Raw genomic sequence first — 14,830 nt, forward strand, 5'->3', positions numbered from 1 at the left:
CTGATCTCCCCGATCGCGATGGAAGAAGGCCTGCGTTTCGCCATCCGTGAAGGCGGTCGTACCGTCGGCGCCGGCGTGGTAGCCAAGATCCTGGCTTAAGGCGAAAAGAATCCAGCCAAGGCTAGCGCCCATCGCTGATGGGTGCTAGAATTACGGATTCCACTGTAAAGTTTTACGTAGGGGCGTAGCTCAATTGGCAGAGCGTCGGTCTCCAAAACCGAAGGTTGGGGGTTCGATGCCCTCCGCCCCTGCCACCGAATCTGGTGCAGGGCACCGAAAGTAAAAGTTAAATGTCTAATCAATCCGTGCAAACCGTTAGCACGACGAACGATAAGTTCAAAGTCGTGTTGGCAGTTGTGGCGTTGATTGCAGGCGTGGTCGGATTCTTTGTCCTGACCGGTAAACCAACCCTGGTGCGGGCAGCCGCGCTTGTGGTTGGTTTGCTCATTTCCGTCGGCATCGCGTACACCTCTGCTGCAGGCCGTGATTTCCTGAATTTTGCGAAAGAATCCGTTCGCGAGACCAAGAAAGTAGTATGGCCAACCCACAAGGAAGCCCGTCAGATCACCCTGATCGTGTTCGCCTTTGTGCTGGTGATGGCGATTTTCCTCTGGGGCACGGATAAGATCCTCGAATTTGTGTTGTACGACCTCATCCTGGGTTGGAAGAAATAATGAGCGAAATTGTACAAGACGAGCCGGGCAAGGAAGAGCCTGCGCAGGCAGTGTCGACCCCAGTCAGCAACAAGCGCTGGTACGTCGTGCATGCCTACTCCGGTATGGAGAAAAGCGTTCAGCGCGCCTTGATGGAGCGCGTCGAGCGCGCCGGTATGCAAGATCAGTTCGGCCAGATCCTGGTGCCGACCGAAGAAGTCGTTGAGGTTCGTAACGGTCAGAAGTCCGTTACCGAGCGCCGCTTCTTCCCTGGCTACGTCCTGGTTGAAATGGAAATGACCGACGAAACCTGGCACCTGGTGAAGAACACCAGCAAGGTGACCGGCTTCATCGGCGGCAAATCGAACAAGCCGACCCCGATTCCTGCGCGCGAGATCGACAAGATCATGCAGCAAATGCAGGAAGGCGTGGAAAAGCCGCGTCCGAAAGTGCTGTACGAAGTGGGCGAGCAAGTCCGCATCAAGGATGGCCCGTTCACCGACTTCAACGGCAACGTCGAAGAAGTCAACTACGAGAAATCCAAGGTGCGTGTCTCTGTCACCATCTTCGGCCGCGCGACCCCAGTCGAACTCGAGTTCGGTCAAGTCGAAAAAGTTTAACGCCTGCCAGCGCGTCTAAGCTGGCAAAACCAAGAGGAGCCCCGCCGCGTGCGGGGCGCTACTACTCAATCCAACGATAGGAAGTGCCCAAATGGCAAAGAAAATCATTGGCTTTATCAAGCTGCAAGTTCCAGCTGGTAAGGCAAACCCATCCCCTCCAATCGGTCCAGCACTGGGCCAGCGCGGTCTGAACATCATGGAATTCTGCAAAGCGTTCAACGCGCAGACCCAAGGTATGGAACCAGGCATGCCAATCCCAGTCGTGATCACTGCGTTCGCGGACAAGTCCTTCACCTTCGTGATGAAGACTCCTCCAGCGACCTTCCTGATCAAGAAGCACTCCGGCGTGCAAAAAGGTTCCGCGAAGCCACATACCGACAAGGTAGGCAAGCTGACCCGCGCCCAAGCTGAAGAAATCGCTAAACTGAAGACCCCGGACCTGACCGCTGCCGACCTGGATGCTGCTGTTCGCACCATCGCTGGTTCCGCACGTTCCATGGGCATCACCGTAGAGGGCATCTAATCATGGCAAAACTGTCCAAGCGCGCTCAAGCCATCAAGGCTAAAGTTGACCGTACCAAAGTGTACGCCTTCGACAACGCTGTTGCTCTGATCAAGGAACTGGCTACCGCCAAGTTCAACGAATCGATCGACGTGTCCGTTCAGCTGGGCGTGGACCCTAAGAAGTCCGACCAGGTTGTTCGCGGTTCCGTGGTTCTGCCAGCAGGCACCGGTAAGACTGTTCGCGTTGCCGTGTTCGCAACCGGCGACAAGGCCGAGCAAGCTAAAGCTGCCGGCGCTGACGTTGTTGGTATGGAAGACCTGGCTGAGCGCGTCAAAGCCGGCGACATGCCTTTCGACATCGTGATCGCTTCCCCGGACACCATGCGTATCGTTGGTACCCTGGGCCAGATCCTGGGCCCACGTGGCCTGATGCCTAACCCGAAAGTTGGCACCGTTACCCCTGACGTCGCTACCGCCGTGAAAAACGCGAAAGCCGGCCAGGTTCAGTACCGTACCGACAAGGCAGGTATCATCCACGCCACCATCGGCCGCAAATCGTTCAGCGATGCAGACCTGAAGAGCAACCTGGTTGCCCTGATCGATGCCCTGAACAAGGCTAAGCCAGCTTCGTCGAAAGGCGTTTACCTGCGCAAAGTCGCCCTGTCGTCCACCATGGGCGCTGGCGTACGCGTGGATCACGCTGGTCTGTAATAACTTGTCGGTGCCAGTGGCTGAGACGCGCAGCGTGTTGACCCCTGGCAGCGACTGAATAGTATTAAGCCCTGGTCGGAAGACCAGGCGGATCTTTGGGCTGGCCGGGGCAACCCGGCCGCGCCTTCAAAGACCGTTGGGCTCGGAGCATCAGGTAGGCTCTGGGTTAATAGTGCAAGCTCCCAACGCAGATGGTGATCCCGAACAAGTTTATGTAGTCCCTTTAGACTCCTAAACCTCGGACGCCGTTGTTCGAACCGATGCGAGGCGCAAGCCGAGCATTATTTAAGGAGAAGACCGTGGGTCTCAATCTGAATGACAAAAAGGCCGTCGTTGCCGAAGTTTCCGCAAAAGTAGCAACTGCGCAAACTATCGCTGTGGCCGAGTACCGTGGCATCCAGGTTGGTCACTTGACTAAACTCCGTGCTAATGCGCGTGCGCAAGGCGTGTACATCCGTGTTCTGAAGAACACCCTGGCACGTCGTGCAGTAGAAGGCACGCAGTTCGCCGCTCTGGCCGATTCCATGACCGGTCCGCTGATCTACTCGATCTCGGATGATGCCGTTGCTGCAGCGAAAGTCCTCGCCGACTTCGCCAAAACCAACGACAAACTGGTCCTGAAGGCTGGTAACTTTGCAGGTAAGCAGCTCGACGTAGCTGGCATTACCGCACTGGCGAGCATTCCTTCCCGTGAAGTCCTCATCTCGCAGCTGTTGGGCGTTATGCTGGCTCCGGTGTCGGGCTTTGCACGTGGCCTGGCTGCTCTGGCAGCCAAGAAAGAAACCGAAGCCGCTTAATCGCTGGCTTGGTTTCTTAGTCAATACCAATTCTGTAGTATTACAAACAAATTAGGAGTTTCAAATGGCAATTTCCAAAGACGACATCCTGAACGCAGTGTCCGAAATGTCCGTAATGGACCTGAACGAACTGGTCAAGGCATTCGAAGAAAAATTCGGCGTGTCCGCTGCTGCAATGGCTGCTCCTGCAGCTGGTGGCGCTGTGGCTGCTGCTGCTGAAGAGCAGACCGAATTCAACCTGGTTCTGTCCGAAGTCGGCGCTAACAAAGTTGGCGTGATTAAGGCTGTTCGCGAAATCACCGGTCTGGGCCTGAAAGAAGCCAAGGATCTGGTTGACGGCGCACCGAAGACCGTGAAAGAAGCCCTGTCGAAAGCTGACGCTGAAGCTGGCAAGAAGAAGCTGGAAGAAGCTGGCGCCAAGGCCGACCTGAAGTAATTGAACCAAGGCGGGATTCCTGCCTTAGTTTAGGAAGCCAATGCGGCGGATCTCACCCGGAAGGGTAGGTCCGCCCTTGGCTCCTTTGTCGTCTCTGAAGTAGAAGTTGTTGTTTTATAGTGAATTGAGTCTTGCGAAGCGCGCCCGCAACGCTGAATTCTCTACCTTTTCCTGTCTCACACGGAGTGTCCATGCACTACTCATTTACTGAGAAGAAACGCATTCGCAAGTCCTTTGCGAAACGCGCCAACGTCCACAACGTTCCGTTCTTGCTGGCTACCCAGCTTGAGTCTTACGAGAACTTCTTGCAAGAGCACACTCCTGTTGCAACACGCAAGAACGAAGGCCTGCAGTCGGCTTTCACGTCGATCTTCCCAATCGTTTCCCACAACGGCTTCGCCCGTCTGGAATTCCTGTCCTACGTCCTGGGTGACCCGGCGTTCGACGTCAAGGAATGCCAACTGCGCGGCCTGACTTTCGCATCCCCGCTGCGCGCCAAAGTGCGCCTGGTGATCCTGGACAAGGAATCGCCAACCAAGCCGGTCGTGAAGGAAATGAAGGAACAGGAAGTCTACATGGGCGAACTGCCCCTGATGACGACCACCGGCTCGTTCGTGATCAACGGTACCGAGCGTGTCATCGTATCCCAGCTGCACCGTTCGCCAGGCGTGTTCTTCGAGCACGACCGCGGCAAGACCCACTCGTCCGGCAAGCTGCTGTTCTCGGCACGTATCATCCCTTACCGCGGTTCCTGGCTGGACTTCGAGTTCGACCCGAAAGACATCCTGTACTTCCGCGTCGACCGCCGCCGCAAGATGCCGGTATCGATCCTGCTGAAGGCGATCGGCATGACCCCGGAACAGATCCTGGCAAACTTCTTCGTCTTCGACAACTTCAACCTGCGTTCGGAAGGCGCAGAGATGGAGTTCGTGTCCGAACGCCTGCGCGGCGAAGTCGCGCGCTTCGACATCGTCGATCCGAAGACGGGCAAGACCATCGTCACCAAGGACAAGCGTATCAACGCCAAGCACGTGCGTGAAATCGAGCAGGCAGGCATCCAGCACATCTCCGTGCCGGAAGACTACCTGCTGGGCCGCGTCCTGGCCAAGAACATCGTTGACCAGGACACCGGCGAAGTGGTGGCACTGGCGAACGACGAGCTGACCGAGGAAACCCTGGGCAAGCTGCGCGACGCCAGCATCAACACCATCCAGACCCTGTACACCAACGACCTGGACCAGGGCGGCTACATCTCGCAGACCCTGCGTATCGACGACACCGCCGACCAGACCGCTGCACGCGTGGCGATCTACCGCATGATGCGTCCTGGCGAACCGCCAACCGAAGAGTCGGTGGAAGCCCTGTTCAACGGCCTGTTCTACAGCCCTGACCGTTACGACCTGTCGGCCGTCGGCCGCATGAAGTTTAACCGCCGCATCAGCCGCGATGAACTGACCGGCGCCATGACCCTGTCGAACGAAGACGTGCTGGCCGTGATCAAGATCCTGGTTGAGCTGCGCAATGGCCGCGGCGAAGTCGACGATATCGATCACCTGGGTAACCGCCGCGTACGCTGCGTGGGCGAACTGGCCGAGAACCAGTTCCGCGCCGGCCTGGTGCGCGTTGAGCGCGCCGTCAAGGAGCGCCTGGGCCAGGCCGAAGCCGACAACCTGATGCCGCATGACCTGATCAACTCCAAGCCGATCTCGGCTGCTATCCGCGAGTTCTTCGGTTCGTCCCAGCTGTCGCAGTTCATGGACCAGACCAACCCGCTGTCGGAAATCACCCACAAGCGCCGTGTATCGGCCCTGGGCCCTGGCGGCCTGACCCGCGAACGCGCCGGCTTCGAAGTGCGCGACGTGCACCCGACCCACTACGGCCGCGTGTGCCCGATCGAAACGCCTGAAGGCCCGAACATCGGTCTGATCAACTCGCTGGCACTGTACGCCCGCCTGAACGAATACGGCTTCCTGGAAACCCCATACCGCAAGGTTGAAGGCTCCAAGGTGACCGACAAGATCGATTACCTGTCCGCGATTGAAGAAGGCCGCTACATCATTGCCCAGGCTAACGCCAAGATCAATGAAGAAGGCAAGCTGGTCGACGAACTGGTGTCCTCGCGTGAAGCCGGCGAAACCATCCTGGTTTCCCCGGAGCGCGTGCAGTACATGGACGTTGCTCCAGGCCAGATCGTGTCCGTCGCAGCATCGCTGATTCCATTCCTGGAACACGATGACGCGAACCGTGCACTGATGGGCGCCAACATGCAGCGCCAGGCTGTGCCTTGCCTGCGTCCTGAAAAGGCGCTGGTCGGTACCGGTATCGAACGTACCGTGGCAGTCGACTCCGGCACCACCGTGCAGGCCCTGCGCGGCGGCGTGGTGGACTACATCGACGCGGGCCGCGTCGTGATCCGCGTCAACGATGAAGAAGCACAGGCTGGTGAAGTCGGCGTCGACATCTACAACCTGATCAAGTACACCCGTTCCAACCAGAACACCAACATCAACCAGCGTCCTATCGTCAAAGTGGGCGACCGCGTGGCCAAGGGCGACGTGATCGCCGACGGCGCATCGACCGACCTGGGCGAACTGGCACTGGGCCAGAACATGACCGTGGCCTTCATGCCATGGAACGGCCTGAACTTCGAAGACTCGATCCTGATCTCGGAAAACGTCGTGAAAGACGACCGTTACACCTCGATCCACATCGAAGAACTGTCCGTCGTTGCCCGTGACACCAAGCTGGGCGCGGAAGAAATCACCCGCGATATTTCGAACCTGGCTGAGAACCAACTGGCTCGCCTGGACGAATCCGGCATCGTGTACATCGGCGCTGAAGTGCAAGCCGGCGACGTGCTGGTCGGTAAGGTGACTCCGAAAGGCGAAACCCAGCTGACTCCTGAAGAGAAGCTGCTGCGCGCGATCTTCGGCGAAAAAGCATCCGACGTGAAAGACACCTCGCTGCGCGTGCCGTCCGGCATGGTCGGTACCGTCATCGACGTGCAAGTGTTCACCCGCGAAGGCATCCCGCGCGACAAGCGCGCCCAGCAGATCATCGATGATGAACTGAAGCGCTACCGCCTGGACCTGAACGACCAGATGCGTATCGTGGAAGGCGACGCCTTCCAGCGACTGGAAAAGATGATGATCGGCCAGGTTGTCAACGGCGGCCCTAAGAAGCTGGCCAAAGGCGCCAAGATCACCAAGGACTACCTGGACGACCTGGACAAGTTCCACTGGTTCGACATCCGTCCTGCCGACGAAGACATGGCCAAGGCCTTGGAAGCCATCAAGGAATCCATCGCCGAGAAGCGTCACCAGTTCGACCTGGCCTTCGAAGAGAAGCGCAAGAAGCTGACCCAGGGCGACGAACTGCAGCCTGGCGTGCAGAAGATGGTCAAGGTCTACCTGGCCGTCAAGCGTCGCCTGCAGTCCGGCGACAAGATGGCAGGCCGCCACGGTAACAAGGGTGTGGTGTCGCGTATCGTTCCGGTGGAAGACATGCCTTACATGGCAGACGGTACCCCGGCCGACGTGGTGCTGAACCCGCTGGGCGTTCCGTCCCGTATGAACGTGGGCCAGATCCTGGAAACCCACCTGGGTTGGGCAGCGAAGGGCCTGGGCATCCGTATCGGCGAAATGCTGCAAGCGCAGATCAAAGTCGAAGAGATGCGCAAGTACCTGACCACCGTGTACAACGAGTCCGGCGCCAAGGAAGACATCGCTTCCCTGTCCGACGACGAGATCATGAAGCTGGCATTCAACCTGAAGAAGGGTGTGCCGTTCGCGACTCCGGTGTTCGACGGCGCGCACGAATCGGAAATCCGCCGCATGCTGGACCTGGCGTATCCGGACGATATCGCCAAGCACCTGGGCATGACCCCGTCCAAGAACCAGGTCACCATGTACGACGGCCGCACCGGCGAAGCGTTCGAACGCAAAGTCACCGTGGGCGTGATGCACATGCTGAAGCTGCACCACCTGGTCGACGACAAGATGCACGCCCGTTCCACCGGTCCTTACTCCCTGGTGACGCAGCAGCCTCTGGGCGGTAAAGCCCAGTTCGGCGGCCAGCGCTTCGGTGAGATGGAGGTGTGGGCACTGGAAGCGTACGGCGCATCCTACGTGCTGCAAGAAATGCTGACCGTGAAGTCCGACGACGTGAACGGCCGTACCAAAGTGTACGAAAACCTCGTCAAGGGCGACCACGTGATCGATGCCGGCATGCCGGAATCGTTCAACGTGCTGGTGAAAGAGATCCGTTCCCTGGGTATCGATATCGACCTGGAACGCAACTAAAACCGGTAAAGCAGTGTCTGACCCGCGGGGTCAGACACTGGGCCCTCGGAAGCCGCGTATCAGGTGTCAGACCCTGCGGGTCTGACACCGGTTTACCGGTTTTAAGTAAGTAAAGAATTCGTCACCATCTGGAGTGATACATGAAAGCCCTGCTCGATTTATTCAAGCAAGTACAGCAAAACGAGTCGTTCGACGCGATCAAGATCGGTCTGGCCTCTCCTGAGAAAATCCGTTCGTGGTCCTACGGCGAAGTCAAAAAGCCTGAGACCATCAACTACCGTACCTTCAAGCCAGAGCGCGATGGCCTGTTCTGCGCCAAGATCTTTGGCCCGATCAAGGACTACGAATGCCTGTGCGGCAAGTACAAGCGCCTGAAGCACCGCGGTGTCATCTGCGAAAAGTGCGGCGTTGAAGTGACCCTGGCCAAAGTGCGCCGTGAGCGCATGGGCCACATCGAACTGGCATCCCCGGTTGCGCACATCTGGTTCCTGAAATCGCTGCCGTCGCGTCTGGGTATGGTCCTGGACATGACCCTGCGCGATATCGAACGCGTCCTGTACTTCGAAGCATACGTTGTGACCGATCCAGGCATGACCCCGCTGAAGAAGTGCCAGATCATGTCGGAAGACGATTACGCCGCCAAGTACGAAGAGTACGGCGACGACTTCACCGCCTTCATGGGCGCTGAAGGTATCCGCGAACTGCTGCGCTCGATCGACATCCACCGCGATGCCGAAGCCCTGCGCGTGGAACTGAAGGAATCGAAGTCCGAAGCGAAGATCAAGAAGTACGCCAAGCGCCTGAAAGTGCTGGAAGCATTCCAGCGTTCCGGCATCAAGCCGGACTGGATGATCATGGAAGTGCTGCCGGTGCTGCCGCCGGAACTGCGTCCACTGGTCCCGCTGGATGGCGGCCGCTTCGCGACCTCCGACCTGAACGACCTGTACCGCCGCGTCATCAACCGTAACAACCGTCTGAAGCGCCTGATGGAGCTGCGTGCTCCAGAGATCATCACGCGTAACGAAAAGCGCATGCTGCAAGAAGCGGTTGACTCGCTGCTGGACAACGGCCGTCGCGGCAAAGCGATGACCGGCGCCAACAAGCGTCCGCTGAAGTCGCTGGCTGAAATGATCAAAGGCAAGGGCGGCCGCTTCCGTCAGAACTTGCTGGGTAAGCGCGTCGACTACTCCGGCCGTTCCGTGATCGTGGTGGGTCCACAGCTGAAACTGCACCAGTGCGGCCTGCCAAAGCTGATGGCCCTGGAACTGTTCAAGCCGTTCATCTTCAACAAGCTGGAACTGATGGGTCTCGCGACCACCATCAAGGCCGCCAAGAAGCTGGTCGAAGTGCAAGAGCCAGTGGTGTGGGACATCCTGGAAGAAGTGATCCGCGAACACCCGATCATGCTGAACCGTGCACCAACCCTGCACCGTCTCGGTATCCAGGCCTTCGAGCCGGTGCTGATCGAAGGTAAAGCGATCCAGCTGCACCCGCTGGTCTGCGCGGCGTTCAACGCCGACTTCGACGGTGACCAGATGGCAGTCCACGTGCCGCTGTCGATCGAAGCACAGATGGAAGCCCGCACCCTGATGCTGGCTTCGAACAACATTCTGTTCCCATCGAACGGCGAACCATCGATCGTTCCTTCGCAGGATATCGTGCTGGGTCTGTACTACGCGACCCGCGAAGCCGTCAACGCCAAGGGCGAAGGCATGATGTTCCCGGACGTGTCCGAAGTCATCCGTGCTTACGACAACAAGGAAGTCGAGCTGGCCACCCGCATCACCGTGCGTATCGTTGAGAATCCAAAGGATCCGGCGACCGGCGAGTTCGTGCGTACCCTGACCCGTTACGAAACCACCGTTGGCCGTGCCATCCTGTCCGAGATCCTGCCGAAGGGCCTGCCATTCAGCGTACTGAACCGTTCGCTGAAGAAGAAAGAGATCTCCAAGCTGATCAACACGTCCTTCCGCAAGTGCGGCCTGCGCGCCACCGTGGTGTTCGCCGACCAGCTGATGCAGTCGGGCTTCCGCCTGGCAACCCGTGCCGGTATCTCCATCTGCGTGGACGATATGCTGGTGCCGGAAGTCAAGAAGACCATGATCGCGACCGCCGAAGCGGAAGTGAAGCAGATCGAGCAGCAGTACGCTTCCGGTCTGGTCACCGCCGGCGAACGTTACAACAAGGTCGTCGACATCTGGGGCAAGACCTCCGATGAAGTCGGCAAGGCGATGATGGACCACCTGAAAGTGGAAGACGTGATCCGTCGCGACGGCACCAAGTCGACCCAGGAATCGTTCAACGCGATTTACATGATGGCCGACTCCGGTGCGCGTGGTTCCGCAGCACAGATTCGCCAGCTGGCCGGTATGCGTGGCCTGATGGCAAAACCTGACGGTTCCATTATTGAAACGCCGATTACCGCGAACTTCCGCGAAGGCCTGAACGTTCTGCAGTACTTCATCTCGACCCACGGCGCTCGTAAAGGTCTGGCCGACACCGCGCTGAAGACCGCGAACTCCGGTTACCTGACCCGTCGTCTGGTCGACGTGACGCAGGACCTGGTGGTGATCGAAGACGATTGCGGCACTTCCAACGGCACCCTGATGAAGGCGATGGTCGAAGGTGGTGAAGTGATCGAAGCCCTGCGCGACCGTATCCTCGGCCGCGTGGCAGGCACCGACATCGTCAACCCGGAAACCCAGGCTACCGTGTACGAAGCCGGCACCCTGCTGGACGAAGACATGGTGGAAGACATCGAGCGCATGGGCGTGGACGAAGTCAAGGTCCGCACCCCGCTGACTTGCGACACCCGCTTCGGCCTGTGCGCCAAGTGCTACGGCCGCGACCTGGGCCGCGGTATGCTGGTCAACTCCGGCGAAGCAGTCGGCGTGGTGGCAGCACAGTCGATCGGTGAACCTGGTACCCAGCTGACCATGCGTACCTTCCACATCGGTGGTGCGGCATCGCGTGCAGCAGTGGCATCTTCGGTGGAAGCCAAGTCGAACGGTATCGTGCGCTTCACCGCCACCATGCGTTACGTCACCAACGGCAAGGGCGCACAGATCGTCATTTCCCGTTCCGGCGAAGTGCTGATTACCGACGACCACGGCCGTGAGCGCGAGCGCCACAAGGTGCCGTACGGCGCGACCCTGATCGTCAAGGACGGCATGGTCATCAAGGCCGGCGCTCCTCTGGCAACCTGGGATCCGCTGACCCGTCCGATCATTACCGAGTACGCCGGTGTGGTCCGCTTCGAGAACGTCGAAGAAGGCGTGACCGTGGCGCGCCAGGTCGACGACGTGACCGGCCTGGCTACCCTGGTGGTGATCGACGCCAAGCGTCGCGGCTCGCCAGGCAAGGCCCTGCGTCCACAGGTAAAACTGCTGAACGAAGAAGGCCAGGAAGTGAAGATCGCCGGCACCGAACACGCAGTAGCGATCGGCTTCCAGGTGGGCGCACTGATCATGGTGAAAGACGGCCAGCAAGTGTCCGTGGGTGAGGTTCTGGCGCGTATCCCGACCGAATCGCAGAAGACCCGAGACATTACCGGCGGTCTGCCGCGCGTGGCGGAACTGTTCGAAGCACGTTCGCCGAAAGATGCGGGCATGCTGGCGGAAGTCACCGGTACCGTGGCCTTCGGTAAAGAGACCAAGGGCAAACAGCGCCTGGAAATCACCGACATGGACGGCAACAAGCACGAGTTCCTGATTACCAAGGACAAGCAAGTGCTGGTGCACGACGGCCAGGTGGTGAACAAGGGCGAGATGATCGTGGACGGCCCGGCCGATCCGCAAGACATCCTGCGCCTGCTGGGTATCGAAGCGCTGGCTCGCTACATCGTTGACGAAGTGCAGGACGTGTACCGTCTGCAGGGCGTGAAGATTAACGACAAGCACATCGAGGTGATCGTTCGCCAGATGCTGCGCCGCGTCCAGATCGTCAACGCCGGCGACACCGACTACATCGTCGGCGAGCAGGTGGAGCGTTCCGAGCTGCTGGAAGAAAACGACAAGGTCAACGCCTTGAACAAGATTCCGGCAACCTACGAAAACGTGCTGCTGGGTATTACCAAGGCATCGCTGTCGACCGACTCCTTCATCTCGGCCGCATCGTTCCAGGAAACCACCCGTGTCCTGACCGAAGCTGCGATCATGGGCAAGCGCGACGGCCTGCGCGGCTTGAAGGAAAACGTCATCGTCGGCCGCCTGATCCCTGGCGGTACCGGCCTGGCCTTCCACCGCGCCCGCAAAGAGAAGGAAGTGTGGGAAGCCGAAGAGCGCAAAGCGCTGCTGGAAGCAGAACGCGCCGCCATCGTGGCCGAACTGCCAGCGGACGAACCGCACCACAGCGACGAAGCATAAGCTTTATCTCGCTAGCGGAAACGCCACCTTCGGGTGGCGTTTTTTTTGCCGCAAATGTCCACTTTGGTTCCTGACCCCGAAGTGGACATTACAGTGACAAAAATGCCACCGTTGCAGGCGTTTTTATGTGCGTTGAGGCCTGAAAGGTTGCCAGTCGCCAATTGCATACTACAATCAGTATTTCTGAAAAATGTTTTGAGAGCGATATGGCCGAATCCCTGCAAATCACCTGCGACGCAACGACGGTAGGTGACGACGGAATAATGTACTTGCATGAATCGATGTTCAGCGGCCTGTTCGACTTGCCAAACAATCATGCAGAAATCGTCGCGCGCCTGCATCCAGCCAAGCGAAAGCTGTTCGATGCGCTGGTGGCGGGCGAGCGCGTGGAAGCCGAAGCCAGGGACCAGAGCGGGGCCGTGGTTAAAGTCCCGCTGGACCATGACGTGACGGTGCATGTGAACCAGCGTTACGGCGGCGTGCGCCGCTTCAGCTACGCGTCGATCATCGCGAAGCATGCCCGTGCCTACGGCGAAGTCCAGGCGCGGGGTTTTGATTCGAACTGCGAACCGGTGATCCGCCAGATGCCTGACCGCAGTTTCAGGATCATCTTCAATACCATGCCGCCGCGTGGGAATGCACTCGGCGCATCCTTCAATATGGACCATTTCGGCGCTTGCATGACCAAGCTGACCGCATCCAAAATGACCTGGGATGACCGCGACGTGTTCCACCTACCGTCGGCGACGGAGGCGGAAATTCGCGCCATCCTGCAGTTCCTGCTCAGCTATGGCAAGGACTGAGGCCGCTTAATTACTTCTTGTCGCTGGCCGCAGCCTTTGAATCATCGATCAGGTCGAACTTGCCGTCCGACGTCATGAAGAAGGTGCATTCGGCTCCTTGCTCGCAGCCACTGACGTGCTTCTTGCCGGCCGCTTGCATCAGGTAGGAGCCGGGGCCCAGCTTGGTTTCAGGGGCGCCATCGGTTTTGTGCACGAACGTGCCTGACATGATCACGATTTTCAGCGCATGGGTGTGGTGGTGCAGGGCGTTGATCTGGCCGGCATCGAACTTCACCAGTACGCCGTAGGGGCCGCCCTTCGCCATATCGCCCCACAGCTTGGCGAACTTGGTGCCGGGGACCGGGCCGGGTTCCCATTTCACCGCTTCGGCGGGCCAGACCACGTCTTCCTTGGCCTTGTCTTTCGCTGCCGCGTTTGCGCTCAGCAAGGTGGCAACCGCTAGTACCGTAAATGCCATTGTTTTCATGGTGGCGCTCCTTCTTGTTGTGGGTGGCGGGAAACTGGCGTCCACCTATCGTTATAGCCCATCCATCCTGGATTCCAAGTTGGGCTTCTGCGACAAAGCTGTGCCGAAACGCCGGCAATCTGAGCTGACTACGGCCGAGCCCGTGTCCCACTTGGGGTGTGACCCCATGGTGTGACACGGGCTCGGCTGTAGGTGGGGTATATTGCTTTGATGGAGAGCGTTGAAGAGCTTGAGCGGTGGTTCCGGATGGCGGGCGTGGATTCGCTGCATGCCTGCATCGGGCCGCTTCCCGGATCGCGGGCTGCGTTGGGGCGGTGGACCAGCGATGGGCCGGAACACGCCATCCGTTCCGTCAGTCCGCATCCGGGCACTTACCGCCTGGCGCTGATGATGGAGCCGCTTGATGCGCGTATCTGGCAGGGCAATACGCCGGTCTGGGGCGGTACCATCGGGGCCAATCGCTTCCGCCTTTGCCCGCCGGGGGAGCAGGGCCGGTGGAGCCAGCTTAGCGGTTGCGACATCGTCAACGTCTTCCTGCCGGTGCCGCTGGTGGACCGCCTGGCGGCGCAGCGCGGGGAGCAGATCGATGCGACGCTGGCGGCCAGCCAGTTTACCTCCGACGGCATGGTGTTCGACCTGGTGCGCAAGATGCTCGATGCCCAGGCGCTGGCCGGTCCACTGGCGGCTGAAATGTGCGACCACCTTGCCATGGCCCTGGCTTGCTACCTGATCGAGCATTATTCACGGCCGGCGCAGTCGGCTGAGAGCTCGCTCGGCGGCGCGCGTTTGCGCCGTGTGCTGCTCCATATCACTGAACACCTTGATACGCCGCTGGCGAATGCGGAGCTGGCTGCGCTGTGCGGCATGAGTGCGGCGCATTTTTCACGCGAGTTCCATCGTGCCGTCGGGCTGCCGCCGCATCGCTACGTGCTGACCCGCCGCCTGGAGCAAGCCTGCGTGGCGCTGGCGGGCAGGGAGGCGCGCATCGTCGATATCGCCGAGGAATTCGGCTTCCATAGTGCCAGTCATTTCACGCGTGCCTTCACGGCGCATTACGGCCTGGCGCCCGCTGCGTGGCGCGCCGGCCGCTGTAACAATTGTTAATAGCAGGATTGTGCAATTTGCGCGCGTTTGTGCACGCACCGTGCGGCCGGTCGGCCACAGAATCTCCAGTC

At 59.3% G+C, this 14,830-nt stretch carries 11 protein-coding genes, 1 tRNA gene and 1 pseudogene; 12 read left to right on the plus strand and 1 reads right to left on the minus strand.

The genetic code is table 11. The annotated features are described in order from the left end of the window. From ASE26_RS29995 to ASE26_RS15135, 11 genes and pseudogenes are all read left to right on the plus strand, one after another. A pseudogene (locus ASE26_RS29995) lies at positions 1–99 on the plus strand (elongation factor Tu); the annotation flags it as partial. A 79-nt stretch (positions 100–178) separates the two neighbouring features. Continuing rightward, positions 179–254, plus strand: a tRNA-Trp gene (locus tag ASE26_RS15090). A 36-nt stretch (positions 255–290) separates the two neighbouring features. Next, entirely contained in the window at positions 291–674 is a 384-nt protein-coding gene (gene secE, locus ASE26_RS15095; protein ID WP_055928278.1) for a preprotein translocase subunit SecE, read from the plus strand. After that, positions 674–1,273, plus strand: coding sequence for a transcription termination/antitermination protein NusG (gene nusG, locus ASE26_RS15100; protein WP_055928282.1), 600 nt, complete (start codon positions 674–676; stop codon positions 1,271–1,273). Before secE ends, nusG begins: the two co-directional genes overlap by 1 nt. A 91-nt stretch (positions 1,274–1,364) precedes the next feature. Then, entirely contained in the window at positions 1,365–1,796 is a 432-nt protein-coding gene (gene rplK / locus ASE26_RS15105; RefSeq protein ID WP_028103004.1) for a 50S ribosomal protein L11, read from the plus strand. A 2-nt stretch (positions 1,797–1,798) separates the two neighbouring features. After that, positions 1,799–2,488, plus strand: coding sequence for a 50S ribosomal protein L1 (gene rplA, locus ASE26_RS15110; protein ID WP_055928285.1), 690 nt, complete (start codon positions 1,799–1,801; stop codon positions 2,486–2,488). A 299-nt stretch (positions 2,489–2,787) separates the two neighbouring features. Continuing rightward, positions 2,788–3,285 carry a 50S ribosomal protein L10 gene (gene rplJ, locus ASE26_RS15115; protein WP_055928288.1) on the plus strand — a complete coding sequence of 166 codons (498 nt, stop codon included), beginning with the start codon at positions 2,788–2,790 and terminating at the stop codon, positions 3,283–3,285. A gap of 64 nt (positions 3,286–3,349) precedes the next feature. Next, positions 3,350–3,721 carry a 50S ribosomal protein L7/L12 gene (gene rplL, locus ASE26_RS15120; RefSeq protein WP_055928291.1) on the plus strand — a complete coding sequence of 124 codons (372 nt, stop codon included), beginning with the start codon at positions 3,350–3,352 and terminating at the stop codon, positions 3,719–3,721. A 191-nt stretch (positions 3,722–3,912) separates the two neighbouring features. Beyond that, on the plus strand, positions 3,913–8,022 hold the full coding sequence (rpoB, locus tag ASE26_RS15125; protein WP_055928294.1) for a DNA-directed RNA polymerase subunit beta: 4,110 nt from the start codon (positions 3,913–3,915) through the stop codon (positions 8,020–8,022). Between the two features lie 140 nt (positions 8,023–8,162). After that, positions 8,163–12,386: a DNA-directed RNA polymerase subunit beta' gene (rpoC, locus tag ASE26_RS15130; protein WP_055928297.1), complete on the plus strand. Its 4,224-nt coding sequence runs from the start codon at positions 8,163–8,165 to the stop codon at positions 12,384–12,386. Between the two features lie 206 nt (positions 12,387–12,592). Next, positions 12,593–13,189 carry a hypothetical protein gene (locus ASE26_RS15135; RefSeq protein WP_055928301.1) on the plus strand — a complete coding sequence of 199 codons (597 nt, stop codon included), beginning with the start codon at positions 12,593–12,595 and terminating at the stop codon, positions 13,187–13,189. A 10-nt stretch (positions 13,190–13,199) separates the two neighbouring features. Here ASE26_RS15135 and ASE26_RS15140 read toward each other — a convergent pair whose 3' ends face one another. Beyond that, positions 13,200–13,655: a cupin domain-containing protein gene (locus ASE26_RS15140; RefSeq protein WP_082591379.1), complete on the minus strand. Its 456-nt coding sequence runs from the start codon at positions 13,653–13,655 to the stop codon at positions 13,200–13,202. A gap of 246 nt (positions 13,656–13,901) precedes the next feature. Here ASE26_RS15140 and ASE26_RS15145 point away from each other — a divergent pair, with 246 nt between their 5' ends. Further along, positions 13,902–14,759: a helix-turn-helix domain-containing protein gene (locus ASE26_RS15145; protein ID WP_229208159.1), complete on the plus strand. Its 858-nt coding sequence runs from the start codon at positions 13,902–13,904 to the stop codon at positions 14,757–14,759. Positions 14,760–14,830 lie beyond the last annotated feature (71 nt).

It is taken from the genome of Duganella sp. Root198D2 (assembly GCF_001428585.1).
Lineage (GTDB): Bacteria > Pseudomonadota > Gammaproteobacteria > Burkholderiales > Burkholderiaceae_D > Rugamonas.

Coding starts and splice junctions, on each gene's coding strand:
- secE (WP_055928278.1), top strand. CDS start 291: ATGTCTAATCAATCCGTGCAAACCGTTAGCACGACGAACGATAAGTTC.
- nusG (WP_055928282.1), top strand. CDS start 674: ATGAGCGAAATTGTACAAGACGAGCCGGGCAAGGAAGAGCCTGCGCAG.
- rplK (WP_028103004.1), top strand. CDS start 1,365: ATGGCAAAGAAAATCATTGGCTTTATCAAGCTGCAAGTTCCAGCTGGT.
- rplA (WP_055928285.1), top strand. CDS start 1,799: ATGGCAAAACTGTCCAAGCGCGCTCAAGCCATCAAGGCTAAAGTTGAC.
- rplL (WP_055928291.1), top strand. CDS start 3,350: ATGGCAATTTCCAAAGACGACATCCTGAACGCAGTGTCCGAAATGTCC.
- rpoB (WP_055928294.1), top strand. CDS start 3,913: ATGCACTACTCATTTACTGAGAAGAAACGCATTCGCAAGTCCTTTGCG.
- rpoC (WP_055928297.1), top strand. CDS start 8,163: ATGAAAGCCCTGCTCGATTTATTCAAGCAAGTACAGCAAAACGAGTCG.
- ASE26_RS15135 (WP_055928301.1), top strand. CDS start 12,593: ATGGCCGAATCCCTGCAAATCACCTGCGACGCAACGACGGTAGGTGAC.
- ASE26_RS15140 (WP_082591379.1), bottom strand. CDS start 13,655: ATGAAAACAATGGCATTTACGGTACTAGCGGTTGCCACCTTGCTGAGC.
- ASE26_RS15145 (WP_229208159.1), top strand. CDS start 13,902: ATGGCGGGCGTGGATTCGCTGCATGCCTGCATCGGGCCGCTTCCCGGA.